33 protein-coding genes are annotated in these 25,103 nt (G+C 70.8%); 20 read left to right on the top strand and 13 right to left on the bottom strand.

The genetic code is table 11. From position 1 onward, the window contains the following. Nucleotides 1-7: 7 nt before the first annotated feature. Both Apa02nite_RS28735 and Apa02nite_RS28730 read left to right on the top strand, forming a co-directional pair. Nucleotides 8-496, top strand: a complete 489-nt coding sequence (locus tag Apa02nite_RS28735) for a hypothetical protein (protein ID WP_203827782.1) — start codon at nucleotides 8-10, stop codon at nucleotides 494-496. A 281-nt stretch (nucleotides 497-777) separates the two neighbouring features. Then, nucleotides 778-1,683 (top strand): beta-ketoacyl-ACP synthase 3, encoded by a 906-nt coding sequence (locus tag Apa02nite_RS28730; protein WP_239164637.1) that lies wholly within the window; start codon nucleotides 778-780, stop codon nucleotides 1,681-1,683. A 117-nt stretch (nucleotides 1,684-1,800) separates the two neighbouring features. Here the strand turns inward: Apa02nite_RS28730 and Apa02nite_RS28725 are convergent, their stop codons facing one another. From Apa02nite_RS28725 to Apa02nite_RS28710, 4 genes are all read right to left on the bottom strand, one after another. Continuing rightward, nucleotides 1,801-2,406 carry a hypothetical protein gene (locus Apa02nite_RS28725; protein ID WP_203827781.1) on the bottom strand — a complete coding sequence of 202 codons (606 nt, stop codon included), beginning with the start codon at nucleotides 2,404-2,406 and terminating at the stop codon, nucleotides 1,801-1,803. Between the two features lie 332 nt (nucleotides 2,407-2,738). Continuing rightward, on the bottom strand, nucleotides 2,739-3,167 hold the full coding sequence (locus Apa02nite_RS28720; RefSeq protein WP_239164636.1) for a hypothetical protein: 429 nt from the start codon (nucleotides 3,165-3,167) through the stop codon (nucleotides 2,739-2,741). 615 nt (nucleotides 3,168-3,782) lie between these two features. Further along, nucleotides 3,783-4,229, bottom strand: coding sequence for a hypothetical protein (locus tag Apa02nite_RS28715; protein WP_203827780.1), 447 nt, complete (start codon nucleotides 4,227-4,229; stop codon nucleotides 3,783-3,785). Nucleotides 4,230-4,258: 29 nt separating this feature from the next. Further along, complete coding sequence (locus Apa02nite_RS28710) at nucleotides 4,259-4,903, bottom strand: alpha/beta fold hydrolase (protein WP_203827779.1); 645 nt, start codon at nucleotides 4,901-4,903, stop codon at nucleotides 4,259-4,261. A gap of 10 nt (nucleotides 4,904-4,913) precedes the next feature. On the opposite strand from Apa02nite_RS28710, the gene Apa02nite_RS28705 reads away from it, so the two are divergent. Beyond that, entirely contained in the window at nucleotides 4,914-5,051 is a 138-nt protein-coding gene (locus tag Apa02nite_RS28705; protein WP_203827778.1) for a hypothetical protein, read from the top strand. A gap of 49 nt (nucleotides 5,052-5,100) precedes the next feature. Beyond that, on the top strand, nucleotides 5,101-5,634 hold the full coding sequence (locus Apa02nite_RS28700) for a DUF1990 domain-containing protein (protein ID WP_203827777.1): 534 nt from the start codon (nucleotides 5,101-5,103) through the stop codon (nucleotides 5,632-5,634). Nucleotides 5,635-5,725: 91 nt separating this feature from the next. Here the strand turns inward: Apa02nite_RS28700 and Apa02nite_RS28695 are convergent, their stop codons facing one another. Together Apa02nite_RS28695 and Apa02nite_RS28690 are read right to left on the bottom strand one after the other, a co-directional pair. Next, on the bottom strand, nucleotides 5,726-6,172 hold the full coding sequence (locus Apa02nite_RS28695; RefSeq protein WP_203827776.1) for a hypothetical protein: 447 nt from the start codon (nucleotides 6,170-6,172) through the stop codon (nucleotides 5,726-5,728). Beyond that, nucleotides 6,163-6,474 carry a hypothetical protein gene (locus Apa02nite_RS28690; protein WP_203827775.1) on the bottom strand — a complete coding sequence of 104 codons (312 nt, stop codon included), beginning with the start codon at nucleotides 6,472-6,474 and terminating at the stop codon, nucleotides 6,163-6,165. The genes Apa02nite_RS28695 and Apa02nite_RS28690 overlap by 10 nt, the downstream gene beginning before the upstream one ends. 44 nt (nucleotides 6,475-6,518) lie before the next feature. Between Apa02nite_RS28690 and Apa02nite_RS28685 the strand changes: the two genes are divergently transcribed. Together Apa02nite_RS28685 and Apa02nite_RS28680 are read left to right on the top strand one after the other, a co-directional pair. Continuing rightward, nucleotides 6,519-7,013, top strand: a complete 495-nt coding sequence (locus Apa02nite_RS28685; RefSeq protein WP_203827774.1) for an HAD domain-containing protein — start codon at nucleotides 6,519-6,521, stop codon at nucleotides 7,011-7,013. A gap of 172 nt (nucleotides 7,014-7,185) precedes the next feature. After that, a complete protein-coding gene (locus tag Apa02nite_RS28680) occupies nucleotides 7,186-7,956 on the top strand; it encodes a DedA family protein (protein ID WP_203827773.1) in 771 nt (256 codons plus the stop codon). 96 nt (nucleotides 7,957-8,052) lie between these two features. Here Apa02nite_RS28680 and Apa02nite_RS28675 read toward each other — a convergent pair whose 3' ends face one another. Beyond that, entirely contained in the window at nucleotides 8,053-8,961 is a 909-nt protein-coding gene (locus tag Apa02nite_RS28675) for a carbohydrate kinase family protein (protein ID WP_203827772.1), read from the bottom strand. Between the two features lie 192 nt (nucleotides 8,962-9,153). Between Apa02nite_RS28675 and Apa02nite_RS28670 the strand changes: the two genes are divergently transcribed. The 3 genes from Apa02nite_RS28670 (at nucleotide 9,154) to Apa02nite_RS28660 (ending at nucleotide 11,467) form a co-directional block, all read left to right on the top strand. Next, the gene (locus Apa02nite_RS28670; protein WP_203827771.1) at nucleotides 9,154-10,041 is read left to right on the top strand and encodes a 1-phosphofructokinase family hexose kinase; all 888 of its coding nucleotides are present in this window, start codon (nucleotides 9,154-9,156) and stop codon (nucleotides 10,039-10,041) included. 46 nt (nucleotides 10,042-10,087) lie between these two features. Then, on the top strand, nucleotides 10,088-10,924 hold the full coding sequence (locus Apa02nite_RS28665) for a class II fructose-bisphosphate aldolase (protein ID WP_203827770.1): 837 nt from the start codon (nucleotides 10,088-10,090) through the stop codon (nucleotides 10,922-10,924). 75 nt (nucleotides 10,925-10,999) lie between these two features. Beyond that, nucleotides 11,000-11,467, top strand: a complete 468-nt coding sequence (locus tag Apa02nite_RS28660; protein WP_203827769.1) for a Rieske (2Fe-2S) protein — start codon at nucleotides 11,000-11,002, stop codon at nucleotides 11,465-11,467. 7 nt (nucleotides 11,468-11,474) lie between these two features. Here the strand turns inward: Apa02nite_RS28660 and Apa02nite_RS28655 are convergent, their stop codons facing one another. Further along, entirely contained in the window at nucleotides 11,475-12,935 is a 1,461-nt protein-coding gene (locus tag Apa02nite_RS28655) for an MFS transporter (RefSeq protein ID WP_203827768.1), read from the bottom strand. Between the two features lie 170 nt (nucleotides 12,936-13,105). Here Apa02nite_RS28655 and Apa02nite_RS28650 point away from each other — a divergent pair, with 170 nt between their 5' ends. Together Apa02nite_RS28650 and Apa02nite_RS28645 are read left to right on the top strand one after the other, a co-directional pair. Beyond that, entirely contained in the window at nucleotides 13,106-14,020 is a 915-nt protein-coding gene (locus tag Apa02nite_RS28650; RefSeq protein WP_203827767.1) for a helix-turn-helix domain-containing protein, read from the top strand. Next, complete coding sequence (locus Apa02nite_RS28645; RefSeq protein ID WP_203827766.1) at nucleotides 14,017-14,925, top strand: hypothetical protein; 909 nt, start codon at nucleotides 14,017-14,019, stop codon at nucleotides 14,923-14,925. Before Apa02nite_RS28650 ends, Apa02nite_RS28645 begins: the two co-directional genes overlap by 4 nt. Here Apa02nite_RS28645 and Apa02nite_RS28640 read toward each other — a convergent pair. Further along, a complete protein-coding gene (locus Apa02nite_RS28640) occupies nucleotides 14,907-16,934 on the bottom strand; it encodes a WD40 repeat domain-containing protein (protein WP_203827765.1) in 2,028 nt (675 codons plus the stop codon). The genes Apa02nite_RS28645 and Apa02nite_RS28640 overlap by 19 nt on opposite strands. Nucleotides 16,935-17,082: 148 nt before the next feature. Here Apa02nite_RS28640 and Apa02nite_RS28635 point away from each other — a divergent pair, with 148 nt between their 5' ends. Beyond that, entirely contained in the window at nucleotides 17,083-17,628 is a 546-nt protein-coding gene (locus Apa02nite_RS28635) for a hypothetical protein (RefSeq protein ID WP_203827764.1), read from the top strand. A 20-nt stretch (nucleotides 17,629-17,648) separates the two neighbouring features. Here the strand turns inward: Apa02nite_RS28635 and Apa02nite_RS28630 are convergent, their stop codons facing one another. Continuing rightward, a complete protein-coding gene (locus Apa02nite_RS28630; RefSeq protein ID WP_239164634.1) occupies nucleotides 17,649-18,542 on the bottom strand; it encodes an SMP-30/gluconolactonase/LRE family protein in 894 nt (297 codons plus the stop codon). Between the two features lie 72 nt (nucleotides 18,543-18,614). Here Apa02nite_RS28630 and Apa02nite_RS28625 point away from each other — a divergent pair, with 72 nt between their 5' ends. Further along, entirely contained in the window at nucleotides 18,615-19,058 is a 444-nt protein-coding gene (locus Apa02nite_RS28625) for an Lrp/AsnC family transcriptional regulator (protein ID WP_067702282.1), read from the top strand. Here the strand turns inward: Apa02nite_RS28625 and Apa02nite_RS28620 are convergent. Then, nucleotides 19,055-19,648 (bottom strand): ABATE domain-containing protein, encoded by a 594-nt coding sequence (locus Apa02nite_RS28620; RefSeq protein WP_203827762.1) that lies wholly within the window; start codon nucleotides 19,646-19,648, stop codon nucleotides 19,055-19,057. The genes Apa02nite_RS28625 and Apa02nite_RS28620 overlap by 4 nt on opposite strands. Nucleotides 19,649-19,702: 54 nt before the next feature. On the opposite strand from Apa02nite_RS28620, the gene Apa02nite_RS28615 reads away from it, so the two are divergent. Continuing rightward, the gene (locus Apa02nite_RS28615) at nucleotides 19,703-20,428 is read left to right on the top strand and encodes an MBL fold metallo-hydrolase (protein WP_203827761.1); all 726 of its coding nucleotides are present in this window, start codon (nucleotides 19,703-19,705) and stop codon (nucleotides 20,426-20,428) included. Here Apa02nite_RS28615 and Apa02nite_RS28610 read toward each other — a convergent pair. Further along, nucleotides 20,425-20,892 carry a hypothetical protein gene (locus Apa02nite_RS28610; protein ID WP_203827760.1) on the bottom strand — a complete coding sequence of 156 codons (468 nt, stop codon included), beginning with the start codon at nucleotides 20,890-20,892 and terminating at the stop codon, nucleotides 20,425-20,427. The two genes, Apa02nite_RS28615 and Apa02nite_RS28610, sit on opposite strands and share 4 nt — an antisense overlap. A 192-nt stretch (nucleotides 20,893-21,084) precedes the next feature. Here Apa02nite_RS28610 and Apa02nite_RS28605 point away from each other — a divergent pair, with 192 nt between their 5' ends. The 6 genes from Apa02nite_RS28605 to Apa02nite_RS28580 all read left to right on the top strand — a co-directional run bounded on the left by Apa02nite_RS28605 (nucleotide 21,085) and on the right by Apa02nite_RS28580 (nucleotide 24,143). Further along, the gene (locus Apa02nite_RS28605) at nucleotides 21,085-21,462 is read left to right on the top strand and encodes a YbaB/EbfC family nucleoid-associated protein (protein WP_203827759.1); all 378 of its coding nucleotides are present in this window, start codon (nucleotides 21,085-21,087) and stop codon (nucleotides 21,460-21,462) included. Next, nucleotides 21,462-21,776: a type VII secretion target gene (locus Apa02nite_RS28600; protein ID WP_203827758.1), complete on the top strand. Its 315-nt coding sequence runs from the start codon at nucleotides 21,462-21,464 to the stop codon at nucleotides 21,774-21,776. The genes Apa02nite_RS28605 and Apa02nite_RS28600 overlap by 1 nt, the downstream gene beginning before the upstream one ends. A 17-nt stretch (nucleotides 21,777-21,793) precedes the next feature. Further along, nucleotides 21,794-22,519, top strand: a complete 726-nt coding sequence (locus Apa02nite_RS28595) for a WXG100 family type VII secretion target (RefSeq protein ID WP_203827757.1) — start codon at nucleotides 21,794-21,796, stop codon at nucleotides 22,517-22,519. Nucleotides 22,520-22,529: 10 nt separating this feature from the next. Next, nucleotides 22,530-23,180: a hypothetical protein gene (locus tag Apa02nite_RS28590; protein ID WP_203827756.1), complete on the top strand. Its 651-nt coding sequence runs from the start codon at nucleotides 22,530-22,532 to the stop codon at nucleotides 23,178-23,180. Between the two features lie 22 nt (nucleotides 23,181-23,202). Further along, nucleotides 23,203-23,460 carry a hypothetical protein gene (locus Apa02nite_RS28585; protein ID WP_203827755.1) on the top strand — a complete coding sequence of 86 codons (258 nt, stop codon included), beginning with the start codon at nucleotides 23,203-23,205 and terminating at the stop codon, nucleotides 23,458-23,460. Nucleotides 23,461-23,675: 215 nt separating this feature from the next. After that, a complete protein-coding gene (locus tag Apa02nite_RS28580; RefSeq protein WP_067702254.1) occupies nucleotides 23,676-24,143 on the top strand; it encodes a peroxiredoxin in 468 nt (155 codons plus the stop codon). A 6-nt stretch (nucleotides 24,144-24,149) separates the two neighbouring features. Here Apa02nite_RS28580 and Apa02nite_RS28575 read toward each other — a convergent pair whose 3' ends face one another. Continuing rightward, nucleotides 24,150-25,004 carry a helix-turn-helix domain-containing protein gene (locus Apa02nite_RS28575; protein ID WP_203827754.1) on the bottom strand — a complete coding sequence of 285 codons (855 nt, stop codon included), beginning with the start codon at nucleotides 25,002-25,004 and terminating at the stop codon, nucleotides 24,150-24,152. Between the last annotated feature and the right edge of the window lie 99 nt (nucleotides 25,005-25,103).

Below are 25,103 nucleotides of genomic sequence, written 5' to 3'. Positions count from 1 at the left end.
TGGGCGGGTGCGGGGTGATGGCGTTACGGTACGGAAAGCGTTGCTGGTATTGGCCGGCTTCTGGACGTTCGGTGTGGTCTTGCTGGTCGGGTCGCTGTACGGCTCGGTCGCCTCGGACCAGTTTCAGAGTGCCCCCACGTGTTCGCCAGGCCAGGTGTTCGCCGCGACGTATTGCCGCGTCACGGTCGACGCGACGGTGACGGCGCTGACGTCCGACCAGGTCGGGATCGACGTCGGCGGCCGGCAGAGCTCGATCGAGGCGAATCTTCACGGGCCGTTACCGGATGACGCGGTCGGCCTTCCGGTGCGAGTGACGTTCTATCGGGGAACTGCCGTTCACATAAAAGGCGGCGACCTGAATTTCGACACGGAGGACGCACCCGTCGACAGGACCGATGAGTTGCGATTCGCCGGCTTGTTCATTCTGATCGGCGGTACCTTACTGGTCGGTATCCTCGCGCTACGCCGATCAGCCCGCCTCGCCAACTCCCCGTGACGCACCGCCATCCGGGCAGGGCACTACCGCTCGCACGTGCGCAGCTCCGCTTGAGGCTCCTTCTTCGGCGCCTCAAGGTCGCCGGTCGCTCAACGGCGCGCCGAGCCCAGGACTCGTCCTGGGCGTCCTCGTTTGCCGCCGTTCATCCCTCCCTGGAGCTTGCTCGAACGCTTAGTTACTGGCGAGGAATAAAGCATTCAGAGGGCACCCAGTCGGGCATGCTTAGATCGCTCATGGCCAACCCATCACCGCGCCGCACCAGTCACCCTGGGTCGCGCATCATGAGCGTCGCCTCCTACCGTCCGCGGACCGAGGTGGGCAACGAGACGGTCGCCGCCTTGATCGACTCGAGCGACGAGTGGATCCGCCGACGATGCGGCATCGAGTCGCGCCGGCATGCCGCACCCGACGAGAGCCTGGTCATGATGGGCGCAGCGGCCGCCTCCAAGGCCCTTGCCAATGCCGGCATCGATCCGCTCGACGTCTCGGCCGTCCTGGTGGCGACGATGTCCCACCGCGGCCGGGCGACCACCGTGGCGCCCCTGGTGGCCGACGCGCTGGGCGCGACCGCAGCCGCCGCGATGGACCTGGGCGCGGCTTGCGCCGGTTTTCCGTACGCACTGGCGACCGCCGACGCGCTCGTCCGCAGTGGCGCGGCCGGCTACGTGGTGGTGGTCGGCGCCGAGCGCATGACGGACATCATCGACGACCACGACCGCGGCACGGCGTTCCTCTTCGGCGACGGCGCGGGCGCGGTGGTTGTGGGTCCCGCGCAGACGTGCGAGATCGGCCCGGTGGTGTGGGGTGCCGACGGCTCCCACAGCGAGGTGCTGCGGTACGACGAGACGGGCATCCTGCGGATGGCGGGCCCGGAGGTCTTCCGCTGGGCGACCTCCGTCGTTCCCGACGTTGCCAAGCGCGCGCTGGACGCGGCGGGCATGTCCGCTTCCGACCTTGCGGCCTTCATCCCGCACCAGGCCAATCTGCGCATCACCTCGGTCGCGGCCAAGGCCCTGGATCTCGGCCCGCACGTCCAGGTGGCCACCGACATCGTCACCAACGGCAACACCGGCGCGGCCTCGATTCCCCAGGCCATGGCCGCCCTGCCCGACACTTCGGGTCCGGCGCTGCTGGTGGGCTTCGGCGCCGGCCTTTCGTACGCGGCGCAGGTCGTCACACTGCCCTGACCCCGGGATGTCGTGTCATCCCGCTGAGCGTCGGTGCAACGGCTGGGCCAGTCATCCTGGCCCAGCCGGCGAGCGCTGTGCCTGACGCACGAGGACGGCAACGATGAGCGGCACGGGTCACCGATCCCGGTGGAAGAGGTGATCCTCGGCCAGCACCATGAAATGCCAGCTGGCGTCGCGACGGCCGGCCCGGCGTGCGGGGCCGTTGACCTGGCTGAGGAGCGCGGGACCCCCGAAACGGTGGATCTCGGAGTTGAGTGCGACCTGCTCACCGCACCAGGTGAGTTCGTCGCCCACCTCGTGCAGAGCCCGAGCCGAGCCGGACAGCAGCAGCGTGTCGGCATGTTCGGTAGCTCGCAGCGGGTGGCGCTCCCGCTCCCACTCGCTCGCCGGCTGCCGTTCTTCCGGTCGAGGGCGCGGAGCCGGCGTCCGCACGGTGGCGAGTGCGCCGACCTTGAGCCCACGTCGCACGCTGGCTCGCAGGATCGGCCAAGCGGACGGCCGGAGCGCCGTATCGCTGCGCCCGATCACCAGGTCGGCCAGTCCCTGACCCGCGTCCCAGTAGGTGACGGCTTCGCTCCGGACGTTTTCCCGCAAGGGCAGGTACACCAGGGAATGTGGGCTGGTGGCGGCCAGCCGGAACAATGCACCGAGCCGCAGCAGATCCGCCCGCGAGCCGATCAGCGCCCCGCTGTGCTGCCACAGGACCTTGGTGATGTGCATGCGACGCAACGGAGTCGCCGGAACGAGGACGCGCCGCAATGGACTCTCGCCAGGCAAGTGATGAACATGCATCCGGATGCGCATTCTCCCCGCAGCTGCCGCATCGACCACCAGCGCACCGTAGGGCGGCATTTTTCAACCTTCAAGCGAATTTCGGCGTACGCCCACCCGTGCCCTTTGAAAGATGTGCACGCCGCCAGCCGGGCCACGCCTGAACGATCAACGCCCCGAAGGCTGGTGTTCGACACCGGATGACGATGACCGAGGCGTGGTCATGAAGGGATTCCCGGGCGTGCCCGCCAGCCGTGTCGCTTTGCTGGTGTGGCCGCTTGTCACTCCGACTGCACCACGGTGAAAGGTGGCCGCACGCCCTCGGTGAGCTCGGCCGCCGCTTCGAGTGCCATCACCGCGCGTTCCCGGCTGCTGATCGGCGACCTGGCCGTGGAGTGCAGCGAGCCCAGAGCGACCAGATAACCGGACCCCACCGCGGCATAACCCGAGATCGTGTGCCCGATCTGATAGTCGTCGCCGACGACGTACAGTCGGCCGTGAATGCCGACGAGGAACTGTCCGCCCTGCTCCTGGCCGTTCTCGGTTTTGGCGTAGCCGCCCGTGGAGAGGCACTCGCGGACGGCCTCGATGAACGTGGTCACCATGAACCGGTCGACGTCCCAGGTGTCGGGTTCGCCGACGTCCAGGGAGTAGCGCAGGAGCTGGCCCATCCGATAGCTGGTCGTGAAGCCCATCAGGTAGGGCCCCACTTGAAACACCTTGGAATCCGACCGCACCGTGACGTGCCATCCGTCGCTTCCCGCCGAGTCCCCGCCAATGGTGACGGCAGTGCCATCCGTAATCCCGACGATGCACGTCATGACGCCGCTCTCCATGGCCGCCGAGCTCATGCCAACCCGGCGTAAGCGTATCTGCCGCCGACAATGCGTGATCGGAGCCCGCACGGCAACGAACACGGTCAGGTGGCGCTCGGCACGCCCGCGTCGTACCGGTGTTGGAGCACGTCGACAGCGTGCGGCAGCCGGATCGGTGGCGTCGCATCCCGCATGGCGAGCAGACCGGGGATCGCTCCTCGACGGATCGCGGAGTCAATCGCATGCTGCGTGCCTGGTTCCAGTGATTCCCAGGTCGCAGCAGCTGAACAGCTCCCGCAGAGGCCCGCCCTGCCGTTGCTCGCATTGCCGGCATTCGTCGTTGAGCACGGCCCGATGGTGAGGGCAGCAGGCACCGTGAGCAACCACAATTCACCAGACGTACCGACCGAGGTCGCGGTACCGCCGCAGTTCTCCGCGCCGCTGAGAATGCCGGGCCAAGACCGTCGTACTGGGCACCGAAGTCGTGTCGGAGCCGGCGGCGAGGATGTGTCACGGCCAAGGGGGCGGTAGCGGGTCCGCGTCCGGGCCTGGGCCGTAGGGGGTGTGGCCGGCGCGGAAGTGGCGCAAGGTGTTGACGACCACGATCAGAACCTGTTCGAACTCGCCGGGCTCCGCCGAGACGGACCCGCCGTACCGATCAGGTTCCTGCTCGACGGTCAGGTCGCGGATCGCCCAGGTGCCGGCGGCTCGCGGCTCCACGACGGCCTGGTAGATCTGGTGCCCGGTCCAAGATCGCCACAGTCGGAGGACGTTCGTCTCGTCGAGGTGGGCGAGCCAGCGCATGTCCATGTCGAACGGGCCGAGGCCGTCGGCCAGAAGCTGCCTGGTGTCCGCGTCCAGGACGAGGCCGGGTGAGCCCGGCACCGCTGCCAGCCGCGGTCCTGGTCGCACCTGGTGGGCGTCATCGTCGGTGAAGCGCGGTCGCAGATCAGCCACGTCCGCAGTCAACCATGGAGCCGAGGAGTTCACGCCACCAGGTACGCGGTCAGCCGCTCGGCGAGCTGCTTCGGGTGGCTGAGCGACACGCAATGACCGCCGTCGATCTCGTCCGGAACGATGCCCAGCCGGTCAGCGGCCACCCGGCGCTGGAAGTCGGGTAGGAAGAATCGGTCATCGCGGGCGAGGAGCACCTTCGTCGGCACGTTCGGCCAGGTGTCCAGCGGCCACGGCTCGCCGCCTTCGGCGCTGACCTGGTCCCGGCCATGTTCCGCGGCCGCGGCAACGATCTCGGCCGGTACGCCGTTGAAGAACTGCTGTTCCTCGGTGAGCCCTTCGACGCCGTGATAGCCGGTGTTGCCCCACCAGTCCGCGGGCTTCTCACCGGGCTTCGGGATCATCGGCGTGAGCAGGACGATCATCCGTACCGGCAGCTTGTCGGCGACCAGCGGCGCGGTGAACCCGCCGTAGGAGTGCCCGACGACCACCAGGTCACTGCGGTCACCAATCGCAGCGACGACCGTGTCGCAGAACTCGGCGAACCCCGCCGACCTGTCCTCGATCGGCAGCTCCGGCACCACCACGTCGTGACCGAGAGCGGTCAGTTCAGGCACCACCAGATGCCAGTCCCACGCACTGCCCCCGCCACCGTGAATCAGAACAAACGTCGCCATCCCAAAAGCCTTGCATGAGTACGACAAACCGGCGACCCCGCCGCGCCCGTCCAGTCAGCCGCCCAAGACCTCACGCATCGAGCGGCACTTCACGCCGTCAGGCGGCCGCGACGAGATCGTGATCGTCCGCTTCGAGCCGGCCGAGTGAACCTGGAAGCGCTTAGTTCCCGTCATACCGCCGGGCCGACGGTGCCAAGATGGCGTCGATGACGGGAAAGCTGAGCTATGGCGCGGTCGGACTCACACATCCGGGCGAGGAAACCTGGTCCGAGCGGCCGAAGGGCTACCGCCGGTATGCCACTACGGCTGTCATCGGCCACGGGCAACGGTGTTGGGACGAGGCCGCCTCAGCTGTCCTGGACTGGCAGATCAAGACCCGCAGCGGTTTCGCGGTCGAGTCGCTGACGAACGGGATACGCGTACGAGAGAACGCCGACTATCGGGTTACCGCTCGTATCGGGCCGTTCATCGTTCACGAGCCGGTGCGGGTGGTGGCCGTTGTGGACGAGCCGATGCGCTGTGGATTCGCCTATGGAACTCTTTTCGGACATCCCGTGAGTGGCGAAGAGGCATTTGTTGTACACCGCGACTCCAGCGGAGAAGTCCGGCTCACCCTGCGATCGTTGACGAGATCGTCTCAGGGCCGCTGGCGGTGGGCGTTTCCGGCCTTGCTCGTCGCGCAGAAATGCTACCGGTACCGCTACCGGCGGGCACTGCGCACAAAGCACTGAAGATGCTCGCGATCAGGGATCATGCGGTGTGAACTTCGATGAGTTGGTGGACCGGGTCGCGGCCGGTGCCTCGGCGGTCGGCCCGGTGCTCTCACAACGGCAGCATGTCCTTCACCAGGTGGTGCCGCACCTGCCACTGGGCGTCGTCGCCGGAGGGCCAGGGGAATCCGCCCTCGCTGAACACCCAGTTCAGATATGAAACGAACGACATCGTCGTCTCCCAGCTGAACAGGCCGTCGACGCAGGTGTCCGGAAGGATGAAGCCATACGGCATACCGCCGCTGGTGTTGTCCTTGTGGAAACGGTCCGGTGCGGCCGGCAGCACGAACAGATCGCCGTCCGGATCCTCCGCCTGCTGCTCCTGCCACCCGTCCCATTCCTCGGTGAACCAGTCGCGGATCGGGCTGTCCGGATAGCGGGTCCCCTCCAGCTCGATCACCAGCGGGTCGGCAGCCGCCGAAGCGGCCCACTCCGGGTGCGTGCCCACCAACCAGACATCCCCGACGATGCGCACCCACGACAACAGCGTCATCGGCACCGGCCCGAACTTCTCCGCCAGCCACTCCGCCTGCGCCGCGGCACCGCCGTCGGCGGAGTGTGCGCCGGCACCGGCGTCTGCTCATCGTCGTTGGCGTGGAACCGGTAGCCGCCCTGCGACAGCCGCTCCACGATGACCTCGACGTTCTGCCGGGCCCGCCGCGCCATCTCATCGCAGACCAGTTGCGCCTCCTGCGCCCACTCCCCGCTCCGCACCGCGCCGCCGAGCTGCCGCAACTCCTGCCAGACCTGATCGCGCTGCCCGCTCTGGTACCGGCTGAGCCACCGCGGCGAAGATGTCATCCCGCGATCTTCCCAGATCGACGTGGTGAGATACGTTCTCCGGGATGACTGCCAGCGATCAGCGTCCCCTGCTCTTCCTGGACGTCGATGGCCCGCTGATCCCGTTCCGGTCCCGGCCGACCCAGCGCGTGTCCGGCACCGATCAGCCAGGCAACCCGCTGCTGGATCGCCTCGACCCGGCCGACGGACGTCGGCTGCTGGCCCTTGGCTGCCGGTTGATGTGGGCCACCACCTGGATGTCCGACGCGAACGTCGTCGTCGCCCCTCGGCTCGGCCTGCCGCCGCTGCCGGTTGTCGACTTCCCGGACGCGGACATCCCCGAGCGCGGCCTGCACTGGAAGACCACGTCCCTCATCCGTCGGGCCGCCGGCATCCCGTTCATCTGGCTCGATGACGAGATGACCGAAGCCGATCAGCGCTGGGTCCGCATTCACCATCCGGGGTCGGCCCTGCTACACCAGGTGGATCCGCTGATCGGCCTCACCGACACCGACTTCGCCGCGCTCCGCCGCTGGCTCGCCGACCGAATCGGCCCATAACGCGCCGCGTTGGCCATGACCGCGTTGAGGTCACCGTCGCCCGTCGGTCGTTGCCGTCAAAGACCGATTTTGTACGCAGTGAGCACCGCCGGCGGCAGACCATTAAGGGGCATTCCGGGTGGAGCTAGCTCTACCGTCGATCGGTGGGTTGGCATCATCGTGAAGTTTGCTGGTGATCCGTACGGTCGTGGCATGGATCGACCAACGGGGGCTGCGGATGCTGGACCACCTCATGCCTCTGCTCACCTCACCGTGGCTGTACGTGATCGTGTTCGTGAGCGTGGCGATCGACGGATTCTTCCCGGTCGTGCCGTCCGAGGCCGTGCTGATCGGTGCGGCCGCCCTCTCGGCGACCGGTTCCCCGCACGTGGCGGGGCTGGCCGCGGCCGCGATGTCCGGCGGCGTGGCCGGCGACCGGATCTCCTACCTGATCGGCCGGCGGATCGCCCGGCGCGACCCCACCCGGCGCCCGGGCTCACCAGCTGACTCGAAAGCGGCCCGCGCCCGCGCCAAAGCGAAACAGGCCCTGCTCCGGCACGACGGCGCCGCGATCCTGGTCGGCCGGTTCCTGCCCTACGGCCGGGCGGCCACCACCGTGACCTCCGGCGTGGTCCGGCTGCCGATGCGGCGGTTCCAGCTGTTCAGCGCGCTGGCGAGCGTGGCCTGGGCGATCTACGTGATCGCCCTGGGCCGGCTGGGTGGCGCGGTCTTCGCCCACTCGCCGCTGCTGGGCGCCCTGGCCGGAATGCTGCTCGGCGTCGTCCTGGCCGCCGTGTGCGGCGTGGTGGAGAAACGCCGAAAGCACCGGCCCGGCGGCTGGCCGCCAGGGGTGTCTCGAGGGCACGGAGACACCCCTGAGAGCCAGCCGGGGCCTGAGGTGCGCCGCGGTCCGGGGCAAAGCGGCGATCGCGAACTGGTCACGGGAGGCTGCGACCCGCACTGAAAACGCGGCCGGATCAGCCCGCGAGCGCGGGAGGCGAGGCCGCGCTGGACCGTGAGGTGGTCCTGGGTGGGGAGGTGGCCCGGGGTGGGGAGGTGGTCAGGGGTGGGGGAGGTCGTCCGGGGTGGCCTGGGCGGCGGTGCCGCCGGCTGCTCGGGTGCTCAGGGAGCCGGCGACCGCGGCCCAGCTGACCGCTGACGGCAGGTCGCGGCCACTCAGGCGGGCGGCCAGGAAGCCGGCGTTGAAGCTGTCGCCGGCTCCGACCGCGTCCACCACCTGCACCGGGACGCCCGGCGCGGTGCACGAACCGCCCGGCCACCACGCTTGCGCACCGCGGGCACCGTCCTTCATCACCACGGTGGCGCCGTTCGCCACCAGCTGCTCCGCGGCCGCTGAGGGCGAGGCCGCGCCGGTCACCGCCAGCAGCTCGGCGGCGTTCGGGAGGAACACGTCGGTGTGCGGGAGGATCTCCGGCATCCAGGACCACTCGCCGGTCGGGTCCCAGTTGGTGTCCAGGGACGTGGACACCCCGGCGGTGCGCGCGGCCGCGAACACCCCGGCCAGACCCGCGGCGAGAACGGGCTGCAAGTAGAGCGAGGCGACGTGCACGTGCCGGGTGCGGGACAGCAGCTCGGCGGTGACGTCCGACGGGCGCAGCGCGGCGATCGTGCCGGGCAGGGTGAGCATGGCGCGGTCGTCGGGCTCGGCGAGGACCACGGTCAGCCCGGTCGGGGTGTCCCCGGACTCCACGGCGAGCACCCGCACACCCAGGGACGCCAGGTGGTCGCGGACCAACGTACCGAAGAAGTCCTTGCCGACCGCGGTGAGCAGCGCGGTCCGCAACCCTAGCCGCGCACAGCCCGCCGCAGTGATCGCGGCCGAACCGCCGAGGACCAGGTCGGCGCCGGTGAGCAGTTGTTCCTGCTGGCCGAAGCGCGGGCGCACGTCGCCGCGCAGCAGCAGGTCCGGGTTGGCGTCGCCGACGACCAGCACGTCGAACTCGGGCATGCGTGCTCCAGATGTTCATATGGACAATCGATGAGCACCATACGCGCACGAACGGCTATTGACACGTGCGCGTTCGATCAGTTGGAATCGTGCCAACGATCGTCGCCCAGCCGGTATCCAGTCCGGCAGTCAGGCGCCAGGGCCGCTCCATCCGGCCCGAGGCGGGGCAGATCCGGCAGCGGAGCCCTGACCATGATCGTTACTGTCACCCTGAATCCCGCGCTCGACCTGACCTATCCGGTCGGCGCGCTGGTCCCGCATCGCACCCACCGGGTCACCGGGGTCGCCGAACGCGCCGGCGGCAAGGGGCTCAACGTGGCCCGGGTGCTGCACGCGCTCGGCGAACCGGTGCTGGCCACCGGCCTGCTCGGCGGGCCGTCCGGCGCGGTGGTCGCGTCGCTGCTGGCCACCGAGGGGGTGCCGGCGTCGTTCGTGCCGATCGCCGGGGACACCCGCCGTACCGTCGCGGTCGTCGACCCCGGCGGCGCGACCGGTTTCTGGGAACCCGGGCCGGTGGTCCCGGCGGCCGAGTGGTTGCGGTTCGTCGACCACTTCCGCGAGCTGGTCGGCCGGGCCGCGGTGGTCACGCTGTGCGGTTCGCTTCCGCCGGGTCTGCCGATTGACGCGTACGCGGTACTGAGCCGGCTGGCCGCCGCCGAGCACGTACCCGTGCTGCTGGACACCAGCGGCCCGGCGCTGCGGCACGGTCTGGCGGCCGCGCCCACCGTGGCCAAGCCGAACGCCGAGGAGCTGGCCGAGCTGGGCACCGTCTCCCTGGAAGGCGGAGCGCTGGTGGTCTCGCACGGGCCGGAGGGGCTGCACGCGATCACGCCGGACGGGGAGTTCCGGTGCGCGCCGCCCTACCCGGTCGACGGCAACCCGACCGGTGCGGGCGACGCGTGCGCGGCGGCGCTGGCCCGTGGGCTGCGGGACGGGGCCGGGTGGCCGGAGTTGCTCGCCGACGCGGTGGCGCTGGGTGCCGCTGCGGTGGCGAGCCCGGTCGCCGGCTCCTTCGACCCCGATGTCTACCGTTCGACGCGCGCGGCGCTCGCCGTGACCAGTGGCGGTGGGTCGTGCTGACCCGGGCCGCGCTCGCCGCCGTCGTTGTTGGCGCTGGCGGTGCCGCGTGCTGACGCCGACCGGGGAGATCGTGATGGCGGCTCGGGCGCGGGGCGGGGCGGCGGCCGCGTTCAACGTGATCACCGTTGAGCACGCCGAGGCGATCGTGACCGGGGCCGAGGCGGCCGGGCGCCCGGTGATCCTGCAGATCAGTGAGAACGCGGTCCGGTTCCATCACGGCCGGCTCGCCCCGATCGCCGCGGCCGCCGTTGCGGTGGCGCGGGCGTCCACGGTGCCGGTCGCGCTGCACCTCGATCACGTCGAGTGCGCCGAGCTGCTGGACGAGGCGGCGCCGAACGGATTCGGGTCGGTGATGTATGACGCGTCGCGGATGTCGTACGCCGACAATGTCGCCGCCACCGCAGCGGCAGCAGCCCGCTGCCGAGCCCTGGGACTGTGGGTGGAGAGCGAGCTGGGCGAGGTCGGCGGGAAGGACGGCGCGCACGCTCCCGGGGTGCGGACCGACCCGGACGAGGCGGCCGCCTACGTCGCGGCGACCGGGGTGGACGCGCTCGCGGTCGCGGTCGGTTCCGCGCACGCGATGCGGGAACGGACCGCGCGCCTGGACCACGAGCTGATCGCGCGGTTGCGCGCGGCCGTGCCGGTGCCGCTGGTCCTGCACGGCTCGTCGGGTGTGCCGGACGGCGAGCTGACCGCCGCGGTGTCCGGCGGCATGGCAAAGATCAACATTGGTACGGCGTTGAACACGGCCTTCACCGCCGCGGTCCGGGCGACCCTGGCCGGGCGACCCGAGCTGGTCGACCCGCGCAAGTACCTGACCCCGGCCCGGATCGCGATGGCGGACACCGTCACGGCCGCGCTGCGTCTGCTGACCCCGCTCTGATCGGCCTCGACGGGCGGGCGATTGGTGATATTTTGGACTACCGATCTGCCCGTCGCCGACCTTCCTGGAGCAGGCATGAGTGACCAATCGCCGGACCCAGCTGTCGCCCGTCGCCGCGTGTTGCAGCTGGCCGGGGCGGGTGGGGCCGGCGTCCTGCTGACGGCGTGCGGTTCTTCGTCGGACGACACCGACGACGCCGCGGTCAGCACGACGACGCCGGCGACCACGGAGACTTCCGCGGCGAGCGGTGCCGGGGACAGCGCGGATGTGGTGGCGGCGGTCGCGGACGTCCCGGTCGGTGGGGGTGTGATCGGCACGGATCTGGTCGTCACCCAGCCGACTGCCGGAGCGTTCAAGGCGTTCAGCAAGGTGTGCACACACCAGGGCTGCCCGGTCAGCTCGATCACCGGCGACAAGATTCTGTGCAACTGCCACAACAGCCAGTTCTCCATCAAGGACGGCTCGGTGGTGCAGGGCCCGGCCACCAAGGCGCTGAGCGAGGTCGCCGTCAAGGTCAGCGGCACCAACGTGGTCAAAGCCTGACGGGGCTCTACCTGCCCGGCACGGCGGTGGTGACGATGCGTGGCGTCCGCAGGAACGTCGCCACGGCCACTGCGGTGATCACGCACAGGGCGGTGTTGACGCCGATGGCGGTGCGTACCGCGGTGAGGATGCTGCCGGTGGTATCGGTGCCGAGCGAGGTGAGGGTGGCACCGACGATCGCCGACATGACCGGGATGCCGAGGGTGATGCCGATCTGCTGGCTCATGGTTGCGAGACCGGCGGCGAGGCCCTGTTCGTCGTCCGGCAGGCCCGAGGTGGCCGTGACCATGAACCCGACGATGGCGACCAGGTTGGCGACGCCGCCGATGAAGGTGGCGATCAGCAGCAGCGGCATCCCGTTCGAGGTGGGGCCGAGAGACACCAGCGCCAGGGTCGCCGCCGCCTGGACGGCCATGCCGAGTGCCAGGGCCCGCGGCGGGTTGCCGAGCCGGGCGATCACCGTGGGGCCGATGGCGCCGCCGAGAACGGTGCCGAGGCCGAGGACCGCGAAGGACAGCCCGGCGGCCAGCGGCGAGTAACCGAGGACTTCCTGCAGGTAGAGGGTGAGGAGGAAGACCAGCGAGGTTTCGGTGGCGAACGCGAGGACGCCGGCGATGTTGCCCCCGGCGACGCTGCGCTCGCGCAGGATCCGTACGGGCACCAGCGGCGCGGCGACCCGGCGTTCGATCGCCCGGAATCCGATCAGCAGTACGACTCCGGCGAGCAGCCCGCCCCAGGCGCGGACATCGGTCCAGCCGTGCTCTCCGGCGCTGGTGAGGCCGAGGACGACGGCCAGCAGTCCGGCGGTGACGGTGACAGCGCCGGGCACGTCCAGGCGCGGGCGCTGGCCGGGGCGGCTCTCGGCGAGCACGAACGGGGCGACCGCCAGCACGACGACGGCGACGACCACGTTGACGAAGAACGCCCATCGCCAGCTCAGCACGTCGGTGACGACACCGCCGAGGATGGCGCCGGTGGTGAATCCGGCAGCCATCAGTGCACCGTTGAGGCCGAGCGCCCGTTCGCGCCGGGGCCCCTCCGGGAACGAGGTGGTCAGCAAGGCGAGGGCGGCCGGGGTGACGGCCGCGGTGGCCAGACCTTGCGCGACGCGGGCGACGATCAGGACGGCCGGGCCGGTGGCCAGCCCGCCGGCCAGCGAGGAGACGCCCAGCAGGGCGATGCCGGCGAGGAACAACCGGCGCCGTCCGACGATGTCGGCGATCCGGCCGAACAACAAGGTGAACCCGGCCGCGCACACCGCGAAGGACGTCGCGATCCACTGCAGACCGGAGAGGGCGAAGCCGACGTCGGCGCCGATCACCGGCAGGGCGACGTTGAGGATGGAGAAGTCGACGGCCAGGGCGAAACTCGCGGTCAGCAGGACGGCGAGAGTGAGCCGGTCACGGCGTCTCCCCGTGGTTGAAGCCTGGTTTCTGCTGGTCTCGTGGACCGAGTCCGTACGGGTCATCGAGGCGACCTCCGCGTCGTGGTTGATGGTCAGGCAGGCGGCAGCGCCTGCCGCTGAATCACCCTGACCTGCGGGTTCGCCGGCAACCAGTCCACTGTTCCGGCTACGCGGAGCCCGACTGGTACTGGCAGGGACAGGCAGCACGCCGTGACCATGGGCAAGATGGGCTCATGCAGAGTGAGCGTGGGGGCCGTGGCGAGCTGGCGGACTTCCTCCGGACTCGACGCGCGAGATTGCGCCCCGAGGATGTCGGGCTGGTGTCGTACGGACCACGCCGGGTGCCGGGGCTGCGGCGGGAGGAACTCGCCCAGCTGGCCGGGGTCAGCCCCATCTACTACACCCGGCTGGAGCAGGGGCAGAGCGCGAACGCGTCCGAGTCCGTGATCGACGCCATCGCCCGGGCGCTGGCTCTCACCGATGACGAACGTACCTACCTGCACGAGCTGGCCCGGCCACGACCGGCGAAGCGGCGCCGGCCGCAGCGCACCGAGGCGGCTCGGCGTGGTGTCGAGCGGTTGATCACCGCGATGCGGGACGTGCCGGCTCTCGTGCTGGGCCGCCACAGCGAGGTCCTGGCCTGGAACGAGCTCGGTCATCTGCTGTTCGCCGGGCACGTCGACCGCGCGGCTCCGAACCGGCCGGCGGATCGGCCGAATCTGACCCGGATGCTGTTCCTCGACCCGCACACCCGAGAGCTGTACCGGCGCTGGGACGAGGAAGCCAGCCGGGCCGTGGCCTCGCTGCGGGTGGCAGCGGGCCGCTATTCCGACGACGCCGCGCTGACGGCGCTGGTCGGCGAGCTGATCGTGAAGAGTCCCGAGTTCGCGGCGTGCTGGGCCGAACATCCGGTTCAGGTGTGCGGCGCGGGCACGAAACTCCTGCATCATCCGGTGGTCGGCGATCTGGAACTCGACTACGAGGCGCTGCACCTGCCCGACGACGACGGGCACCGCGTGCTGACGTACACGCCGGCGCCGGGATCGAGCCACGAGGCCGCTCTGCAACTATTGACGGCTTCGGCTCGGGTGGCGGCCGACAACCGGCGTGTCACCGAGACCATGCGGCGAGGGGAGCCAGCCATATGATCGAAAACTGCCCGGAGTGCGGTGAGCCCGGCACGATGCTCGTCTACGGTCTGCCCGCTCCGCCGTTGCTCCGTGCCGTCGAGGCCGGCCGTGTCAGTCTCGGCGGTTGCATGATCGAGCCGGGGCTGCCGGACTGGTTCTGCCCGGCGCGGCACAGGTGGACGGATGAGGATCTCGACGGCCGGGGGCTGCTGCTCGACGAGATCGTGGCCGAGTGCAACGCCCCGCCGCCGCCGCCCACCGCGCACGTCGGTGCCGGCGTCGTCGAGTGGCGTGCCGGCGAGTCCGCGCTCACGCTGGTCGCGCCGGGCGCGTCCGATGAGGTGGCGCCGTTCGAGCCGAGGACCCCGGTCGGTGAGTACGCGTTCGTGGTGTCCCCCGACGAGCGCTACCTGGCGCTGTTCATCTATTCGGGGGACATCGATGCGGAGGACCACACGCACGGCTTCGAGCTGTTCGAGGTGCGGCCCGAGTTCCGGCACATCGGTGGGCTCCCCGCGGTGCCGGGCCGCCACGGGCACCCGCCGGTGTTCTCGCCGGACAGCCGCTGGCTCGTCGGGTTCGTCGCGGACGGATACCGGGTGCGCGGCACCGACCAGCACTTCACCGACCTGTTCGACAAGCGGTCCGGCGCCCGGGTCACGCTCGACTGGGCGAGCCTGCGCGCGCTGCACCTGCCCGACCAAGAACTGCACCGGGTCGACGTCGGCGTCGAGATGCCGGTGTCCAGCTACCCGCACGAGTACATGGACTGGGACACCGAGGACGCCGTCCGGTTCACGGCCGGCGACGTCGTGGTGCTGCGGATGCCCTGGAGGCAGGAGATCGCGGTGTCGTTGCCCCCGTCGGCGCCGGTCACCGGCGACCGGCCGCCCACGGATCCTTACTATTCGGCTTTTCGGTAGGGCTTGCCCAGGTCGAGGACGGCGAGGCCGTGCGCACAACCGACCGCCAGCCGGGAGCCGGCCGCGGCCAGCGCCTGGACCTTGGTTCCCATCCGGAGCGAGGTCAGGCGGCGGCAGCCGATCGGATCCCAGAACTCGACCTCGTCCCGGCGTCCGACGGCCAGCACGGGCCGGCCGTCGGGCGCGGTGAGCAGGCACGGGTGCTTTCCGGGGAGTTCGCCGAGCACCTCGCGGCCGAGGACGTCGTAGATCTGGATCGTGCCGTCCTCGGTTCCGGCGGCCAGCAGCGGCCGGTCGTGTCCAGCCGGCGTCGCCGCCAGCGACCACACCCGGATGTCCGCGCCGATCGGCTCACCGACCGGCAGGCCGGTCGCCGGATCCCACAGTCGTGCCGCCCAGCTGCCGCCGCGAGCCGGGGTGGCGTTGCCGGCCGCCAGCAGTACGCGGCCGTCGGGCATGGGCACCGCGGCGAGCGCCCGCAGCTTTGGCCGGTCGAGCCGGGTGAACATGTCGCCGGCGCTGCCTCCGGTCGCCGGGTCGCGGAGCCGGAGGACGTTCATGTCGTTGCCGGTGGCCAGCAGCGTCCGCCCGTCCGGCAGGCCGATCGGCGTCATCGAGCGGACCGCGTTCGCGCGGGCGGTCGGCGTCGCGGCGAGAAGCTGCCCGGTCACCGGGTCCCATGAACGGATGGTGCCGGCCGCGTCACACGTAACCACGGCCACCCGCCCGTCGGGCAACGGCGCCGACGCCATCGCGGTGACGCCCCCGGCGTGGCCGGTCAACGCGGGCGCGACCGGTTCACCGGTGAGCGCGTCCCAGAATCGGACGGCCTCGTCCACCGGACCGCCGAACTCGCCGGTGCCGGACGTGGCCAGCAACGTGCGGCCGCCGGGCGGCGTCACCGGGGTCAGCAAGGCGACCGGGCCGACCCGTTCGCCGCTCGGCAGCGGTCGTACCGTGGCGGGATCCCACAGCCAGAGCCTGCCGTCCGGTCCGGGACCGGCCAGCAGGGTCGGGCCGCCCGGGGACGGCACCGCCGCGATGGGCCGGGGCACGCCGTTCGTGCCGGCGTCACCCACCCGCCGGCCCGACCCCGGATCCCACAGTCCATCGCCGACCGCCAGCAGCGGCACCGTGCCGTCGGCCGCCGGCACCGGCGTCAGGCCGTAGCCCTCCATCGGATCACCGATCGGGTCGCCGGTCGCCGCGTCCCACAACCGCACCACGAACCCGTCGTCCTCGTGGCCACGGGCGAGCGCCAGGACGAGGCGGCCGTCCGGTAGCGGCAATGCCGCTATCCGGTACGGGCTGGCCGCGTCGTGGAGGGTCCGCAGCAACGGGCCCAACAGCTGCCCGCTCACCGGATCCCAGGACCGGACCACGGCCTCCTTCTCGTCGCCGTACACGGTCAACAGCAGCGAGCGGCCGTCCGGCGTGGTCGTGGCCGCGACGGCCCAGTTCTCCAGCTGTTCCGGCTCCGCATCGGGGCCGAGCGGTCCGAGCACCGGTTCGCCGGTGACCGGATCCCAGAGTCGCAGCACGCCGCCGGAATCCTCGATGACGGCCAGCAGGTGACGGCCGCCCGGCACCGGCACGGCGGCGAGGCCGGCCCTGTCGATCGGGCCCGGCAGCGGCTCGCCGACCCGCTTGCCCGCCACCGGATCCCACACCTGCACCAGCGAATCGTCGACGTCCAGGTAGGCGACCGCCAGCAGGGGCGTCCCGTCCGGCGCCGGCAGCGCGACCATCGCGGTGACGGCCTCCGCCGGATAGGTCAGCGGCTCGCCGATCTTCTCGGCGGTCGCCGGGTCCCACAGTGACACGAGCGCGGGCGGACCGTCCTGATCATGGGCGACCGCCAGCAGCGTACGACCGTCACCGAGCGGGACGGCGACCGCCACTTCGGTGCCGGCGTCGAGCGTGACGCTGATCGGCAACCTGCGCCCGGGCCGCTCCCACGCCAGGCGTACGCGAAGGACATCGGACCGTTCGATCTCCGCATCGTCCATACCGGCCAGGTTATCTACGGCGGCGACCTGGTCGTGCCCGGTGGTCGTGGATCGACATTGGACGACTTCAGCCATCGCATCGACGCGTGTGAAATCAGCCGGGGTCCGGGCGCGGTAATGTTTCGGAACGTCAGTAGAGGGAGTCTTCGTGCGTCCGTTCCTGCTCAGTCTGGTCATCGCCGGTTCTGTGGTCCCGCTTGCCGCCTGCGGCGGCGGCTCGTCGTCCACCGGCGCGCCGACTGCCGCCACCACGTCATCCGCTGCCGAGGTGCCGACGCTCTCCGCGGATGCGCAGGTCAAGCTCGTCGCGTGGTTCGAGGACAGCCGTCACCGGGAAGGACTGCAGGCTATCGACCACGCCTTCGGCGAAGTCAAGCGCAGCATGGCCATCGACCCGGCCGCCGCGGCCGACTTCTCGAACATCCGGTCGGCCTGCGACTTCCTCGATCACGATCTCACCATCATCACGAAGTTCGACCCCATTCCCGACCCGCAGGCCCAGGCACTGTGGTCGTCGGCGCTCACGGATTTGCAGCAGGGCGCGAAGGACTGCCGCACCGGTGCCACCGCCGGCGACGCCGCTCAGGTCGCCGCGGCCAAGACCACGCTCACCAGGGGCGACACCGCCTACGCGGCCGTGGTGGCCAGGCTCGGCGTCGCCCTCGGCGCCGGCACCCCCTCCCCATCCAGCTGACGTGGGGCCGGCATCCGGGGTCAGCGGGCGCCGTTGAAGGTCACGCGCAGCGTGTAGACCGAGGTGCCCGCGGCGATGAACAGGTGGTTGAGGGCCGGGCCGCCGAACGTCAGGTTGGCGACCGACTCCGGTAGCAGCAGTTTGCCGATCAGCGTGCCGTCCGGGGCGAAGCAGTGCACGCCGTCCCACGCGGCCGCCCAGATGCGGCCCTCCGCGTCGGCGCGCAGGCCGTCGAAGCGGCCGTAATCGCAGGTGGCGAAGATTTTCCCGCCGGTCAGCATGCCGTCGGCGGTGACGTCGAAGACTCGGATGTGGCTGGGTTCCTGCCGGGTGTCGGCGATGAAGAGTTGCTGCTCGTCGGGGGAGAAGGCCAGGCCGTTCGGGCGGCAGAAGTCGTCGGCGACGATGCGCAGGTCGCCGGTGGCCGGGTCGAGGCGGAAGACGTAGCAGGCGCCGCCGAACTCGCTGTCCGCCTTGTGGCCCTCGTAGTCGCTGGCGATGCCGTACACCGGGTCGGTGAACCAGATCGTGCCGTCGGAGCGGACCACCACGTCGTTCGGGCTGTTCAGGCGTTTGCCCTGATAGGAATCGGCCAGCACGGTGACCGCGCCGTCGTGCTCGGTGCGGGTGACCCGCCGGTGGCCCTGCTCGCAGGTGATCAGCCGGCCCTGCCGGTCGACGGTGTTGCCGTTCGGGTATCCGGCGGCGTGCCGGAACACGCCGACCGCGCCGCTGGTCTCGTCCCAGCGCATCAGCCGGTCGTTGGGGATGTCGCTCCACACCAGATAGCGGCCGGCCGGGAAATACGCCGGGCCCTCGGTCTTGCGGGCGCCGGTGTGCAGCTGTTCCACCACGAAGTCGCCGTCGAGGTAGCGGAACCGTTCGTCGACCATCTTGAATTCAGCGAGAACCATGGATCGAATCGTAGCCATACCGAACCTGGTACGGTCAAGGCCGTCTTTTGACGAATATCATTAGGAGTACGGGTGGATGAGGTGGATCGGCGGCTGCTCGTGCAGTTGCAGGAGGACGCGACGCGGTCGTATGCCGAGCTGGGCCGGGCGGTGGGACTCTCCGCGGCGTCGGCGCACGACCGGGTCCGCAAGCTGCGCGAGCGTGGCGTGATCCGCCGGACCACCGTCGAGGTCGACCCGGCCGCCGTGGGCCGCGGGGTCGCCGCGTACGTGATGATCGACGCGGGGGCGTGGATGGGTGATCCGCCGACCCGGGACGCGCTGCTCGCGATCCCGGCGATCCAGGAGGCGCACGTGGTGGCCGGGGCGTCGTCGCTGCTGGTCAAGGTGCGCACGGCGACCACCGAGGAGTTGCAGGCGACGCTGCGGGGGATCTACGCGATCGCCGGGGTGAGCGGCACGCAGACGGTGGTGGTGCTGGAGACGTTCTTCGAGCGCCCGATCGATCTCGGTTAGTTCTTGTCAGTGCGCTTGGCGTAGGCGCGCGCGGCCCGGGCCCGGTCGCCGCAGCGCACCGAGCACCACTGGCGCCGGCCGCTGCGCAGCAGGAACCGCTGGCACGGGCGGGAGTTGCAGGCCGTCAGGCGTTCCGCGTCCGCGCCGGTGAGCAGATCCGCGACGTCGGCGGCGAGCAGGCCGAGGGCGTGGTCGACCACCTGGTCGGTGGGGTGCGGCGCGGCGCGGTGCAGGCCGAGGGCCGGATCCCAGCGCAGCTCGTTCGCGGTCGGCACCCGGCTGAGCGCGGTATTGATGGCGCTCAGCGCCGCTGCCGGTGGCTCGGTCTCGTGCGCGCGTGCGGCGAGCAGCTCGCGGATCTGCTCGCGGAGACCGCGCAGGCGCCCCGCGCAGATCTCCCGTAGCTCGGCGTCCGCCGGAACGAGCTGCCGCTCGACCAACCAGTGCGTCGCCGCCTCGGGGGTGTCGAGCAGGTCGACAGGCGGGCCGCCGGGGACGGCGAGGCGGCTGTTGGCGAGGTCCAGGCCCGGGTGCCGGTCCGCCCCCGGCGCAGTGTCGATCACGTTTCTCACGGTACTGGTTGCGCTCATCCGTGACAAACGGCTAGCATCACGGATGACACCACTGCTATCCGTGAGGTATCCATGATTTCCGTCAAGGTTCTTGGTGGTCCGACCGCCTTTTTTGAGTACGGTGGCCTGCGCTTCCTCACCGACCCGACGTTCGACGAGCCCCGCAGCTACCCCTCGCCGAGCGGCACCACGCTGGTCAAGCTCGCCCCCGCCGCCGCCCAGCCGTCCGAGCTCGGCCGGATCGATGCGGTGCTGCTCTCGCACGACGAGCATGCCGACAACCTGGACGACTCCGGCCGGGCGCTGCTCGCCGACGTACCCCTGACTCTGACCACGCCCAGCGGCGCGGAACGCCTCGGCGGCACCGCCCGCGGTCTGGCCCCGTGGGAGTCGACCCGGCTCGGCGCGGTCACGATCACCGGTGTCCCGGCCCGGCACGGCCCGGAGGGCTGCGAGCCGATCACCGGTGACGTCACCGGCTTCGTACTGACCGGTGACGGCCTGCCCACCGTCTACGTCAGCGGCGACAACGCGTCCCTGGAGATCGTCGAGGAGATCGCCGCGCGGTTCGCGCCGATCCACACCGCGATCCTGTTCGCCGGCGCGGTCCGCACCGGGCTCTTCGACGGCGCCCTGCTCACCCTGGACAGCGAGCAGGCCGCCGAGGCCGCGCGCGTTCTCGCCGCGGAGCAGGTCGTGCTGGTGCACTTCGACAGCTGGGCGCACTTCACCGAGGGCCACGACCCCCTCGTGAAGGCGTTCACCACGGCCGGCCTGCTCGATCGCGTGCAGCTCTAGGCCACCCACCACCAGCCGTCGCCCAGCTCCCGTTCCGGCCGGCCACGGTTGCCATCCGCGGTGGGGATCATCGTCAGGTCGACGGTCAACCGGCCGACGCGGTAGTCCTGGGCCAGCGCGGCGAGTTCGGTGCGGTGCGAGCTGACCTGGTACTCGGCGTAGTCGATCTGGGAACTCTGCCGCAGGGTGAAGGCCATGCCGGTGGCGGCCAGGGCCAGGCTGACCAGGGCGACTCCCCAGGAGCGCTGCATACAGGCGAGCAGGATGGTCGTGGTCGACATCAGGGCCGCGAACAGCAGGGCGGCCAGCCAGATCGGCAGGCTGACATACGACCCGCCGAAGCGCGGGTCCTGCGTGAACCAGACCAGCGGAACCAGCAGCAGCCAGCCGGAGCAGCTGAGCGCGGTCTGCAGCAGGCCGCGCCGGCTCCGCAGCGGCGTCCCGGGGTGAGGTCGGAGCGTCATGCCGACGACTCTGGCGTCCCGGCCGCCCCGGTGGAAGGCCCGTCACAGAACCTCCACACGATCTCCCGGACGCCTTCGGGGAAGGGCCGCTTCCCGCGCTCGGCAATCTTGGTGTGGCGGATCGCGGCTACACTGGCGCCCTTCTATCTCTTGATCGGCTACGGAATCGGGGGCACGGTGGGTGGTTCGCTGTTGGACGCCGAGGATGCGCGGGAACGCCTGGAGGCCTGGCAGGCCGATGCCTCGCGCCGGGCCGCCGACACGCAGGCCGCCGCTGCCGGCTTGAGCGCGCTGCGGGTCACGGCCGCCGACGCCAGCGGGGCCGTCGAGGTCACCGTCGACTCCACGGGGGCGATGGCCGACGTCCGGCTTTCCGCGCGGGTGCAGCGCCTGAGCCTGGAGCAGTCGCAGCTGGCGATCATGGGCGCCTATCGCAACGCGCGGGTCAAGCTCGCCGAGGCCGCCGCCGAGGTCGTGCGGGAGACGGTCGGCGCCGACTCGGCGACCGGCCGGGCCCTGCTGGCCGGATTCCGGACCGCCGGCACCGAGGACGACGAGGTGCGGTACTGATGGCCGGTGGGTTCGAGGTCGACATCGAGGCCCTGCGCGCGCACGCCACGGCCATGTTGGCCATTCATGACCGCTTCGCCGCGATCAAGGCCGCGAGCGGCGCGATCTTCCAGGCCGACGGTGCCTACGGGGAGCTCTGCCAGTTCCTCCCGCCCGTCATGGAGGAACGCCACCGGGACCAGGACAAGGGCGTGGGGATGCTCGCCGAGAACATCGAGCTGCTCGCCGCGGGAATCAAGAAGACCGCCGACGCCTACCAGCGGACCGAGGAGTCGACCACCGGCGGCTTCAACTCCTTCCGCTCCGCGACCTGAGCGGCCCCGGCGCCCTCATGAGCAACCCACTGATCGCCACGACCTCCGACATCTCGTCGACCAGCGCCGCGCACCGCGACGACTGGACCGGCCTGCCGCTCGCCGACGACTACAAAGGCATCAAGGACGCCATCGACTCCGGCAGCTGGATCGACGGCTCGATCGCGGGCATGGGCGCCGCTCTCGACGGGGCGTCCATCGCCATCGACCCGTTCAGCACGCTCCTGTCGATGGGCATCGAGTGGGCCGTCGAGCAGGTCGAGCCGCTGAAGCAGGCCCTCGACTGGCTCGCCGGTGCTCCCGAGATCATCGAGACGCACGCCATGACCTGGGACAACATGGCCGATGAGCTGTTCTCCATCGCCGAGGACCTCAAGGCGCGGCTGGTCGGCGACCTCAACGAGTGGCAGGGCGCCGCCGCCGACGCCTACCGTTACATGCTCGCCGGCAACATCGACGTCGCCGGGATCTTCGCGGGCACGGCCGCCGGCATGGGTGCCGCGACCCGTGGCGCGGGAACCCTGGTGCAGACGGTGCGGGAGGTCGTGCGTGCCTTCATCGCCGACTGCATCGCCAAGGTCGTGGTGTGGCTGGCCGAGGAGGTCTTCACCCTCGGCGTCGCCACACCGCTGGTCGTCGCCCAGCTCGCGGTCGCGGTCGTCCGCTGGACCGGACGCATCTTCGGCTGGCTGATGGGCCTGATCACCAGCATCTCCGCCCTCCGCGCACTCCTCGACGTCTAGGCGGCCCTCGATGCGACAACTCCTGGCGGCGCTGCGGACCACCGCCGTCCTGGTGGTCCTGTTCGCCGTGGCGAGCCTCCACAACAAGCACCCCTCGGGCCCCACCCCATCGCACGGTGGTGGCGGCGGTGACGGCGATGGCCCCACGCGTCCCAAGTTCAGCCCCGGCATGATGCCCAGGCGCGTGGGACCAGCCCAGCAGCAGGGCATTCAGAGCGCCGAGAAGTACCACCCGAAGGGCACCGAGACCTCCGGCACCTCCGGAACCTCCGAGCCGGAGGCGCCCAAGAACCCCTGGGACGACCCCGACTTCGCCGACGCCAGGTACGACATGCACCGCTTCGGTCAGATGGGCGACGGGACGATGGACAAGGTCTGGGACGGCGACGGCAGGGGTAATGGCGGCCACAAGCCCTCGTCCACCGTGCCCGACAAGACGCTCTTCCCGCCTGGCACCACCACGGCACAGGTAGAGGGCTGGTTCAAGAGCATCGCCGTCAACCCCGACAGCCGCCCTGCGCCGCGTCCTCACGACGACGGCTGGACCGTCACCGGCACCCGCGACGGCATCACCTGCCTCGTTACCCTGGACAAGGACGGCAGCATCTCCGGCGGCCACCCCGTCAGCGGCGAGGGCGTCACCACCAATCCGCCGGCCTGACCACCGAACCCACGGGAGACCCATGGAAGTCATCGATTACCTCCGGCGCAGCCGCCGGATCACCGACCAGCTCGCACCCAGGATCAGCCCGAAGTACCTGCCGATCGTCCTGTCCGCCAGGGGCGCCGGGGCCTGGGACCTGGCGATCACGACGCTCGTCGGCGCGCTGTCGGAGGAGGACGTCGTGATCACCACGGCGGAGAAGGACGCGCTGCGGGAGCTCATGGAGTACCTCCGGGAGCCTCTGATCTACCTGGAGCAGATCCGGACCTCGGACTGACGGCCCACGCCCGCGCGAACGGATCCATCAACGCCTACTGCGCCGACGGCCGGGAGGCGCGTGGCGGCCGGGAGGCGGCGCGGTCGGGCGCGAGACTGTCACGGGACGTGGCTTGTAGCCTGCGGGCGGTCGCTCCGTATTCGTACCAAATAGGGGTGACGCGGAGGGGAATCGGCCTGGCGGCGGGCGGGGAGTTGTTGACGTAGGGTGCGTCGGTGAGCATTGGTAAAGGTGACATCGCGCCCGACTTCGAACTGCCTGATCAGGATGGGACACCGCGTCGGCTGAGCGACCTCGTCGCGGATGGGCCGGTCGTGCTGTTCTTCTATCCCGGGGCGATGACTCGCGGGTGCACCGCGGAGGCCTGCCACTTCCGGGACCTGGCGACCGAATACCGCGCAGCAGGCGTGCAGCGGGTCGGGATCAGCAAGGACCCGGTCGAGAAGCAGAAGCTGTTCGCCGAGACCAACACGTTCGACTACCCGCTGTTGTCCGATCCGGAATCGGTCACGATCGCGGCCTACGGGGTGAAGCGCAAGCTGAACCTCGGGCCGCTGAGCACCAAGCGGATGACGTTCGTGATCGGCACCGACCGCACGATCCTCGACGTGATCCACAGCGAGCTGGACATGAACCAGCACGCCGTGGACGCCCTCGCCGTGGCGGTCGCGGCCAAGGCCTGACCAGGGTCAGGGCAGTGCTCCGGCGACCGTGGCCAGGCGTAGTTTCGTCTCGTCCGCGGTGTCCGGCGCGGCGGTCATGATGACGATCCGCAGGTCGGTGTCGCCGCCGCCCAGCACGTCGCAGTCGACGGTGATCGGGCCGACCGCGGGGTGCTGGATCGTCTTGCGGTCCTCGCGGTGCGCGCCGACCGCGCCGGCCGCCCACAGCGCGGCGAACTCCGGGCTGCCGTCGGTCAGGTCGCGGATCAGGCGCGCCAGCCGCGGGTCGCGGGGGAACCGGCCGGTGGCCCGGCGCAGGTCGGCGACGACCGCGGCTCTTGTCGCGCCGTCGTCCCGCGAGACGACCAGCCACCGGGACAGCACCGGAGCCGGGTCGGACGCGGTGGGGAAGAGGTCGCGGGCGAAGTTGCGCCGGGCCGGTGGCGCCGCCGACGGGTCGCCGAGCAGCGCCGCCCAGCTGCGGTTCCACCAGATCAGCTGCCAGTCGGCGGCGAAGATCGCGGTGGCGGCGTCGCCGAGCCGGGCGGCGACCCGCTGCACGCCGGGCGGGATGTGGTCGCTGATCAGGTCGTCCGGTGGTGGCGCCAGGCGGGCCAGCCGGAACAGGTGATCGCGTTCGGTCACGGTGAGCTGCAGGGCGCGGGCCAGCGCCGCGGCGACCTGCGCCGACGGGGTGGTCGCGCGGCCCTGCTCCAGGCGGACGACGTAGTCCACCGACAGGCCGGCCAGCTCGGCCAACTCCTCGCGGCGCAGCCCGGCGGCCCGGCGCGCGTGCCGGGCCGGCAAGCCCGCCGCGGCCGGGGACAGCCGGTTGCGCCAGGCGCGCAGGGTCGCGCCCAGTCCCGCCGCCTCGCTCGTCATGCGCCCATCGTCGCGCACGGCGGCGGTGCGAGGGTGGTACTGGTCTTCCTACCGTCACGACGTCCCTGGTGGGTGCCCGGTCGCCCGGCGAACCATGGA

Origin of the sequence: Actinoplanes palleronii (assembly GCF_016862315.1) — a bacterium.
Classification (GTDB): Bacteria; Actinomycetota; Actinomycetes; order Mycobacteriales; family Micromonosporaceae; genus Actinoplanes; species Actinoplanes palleronii.
This window is presented reverse-complemented; position numbering and strand designations above follow the sequence as displayed.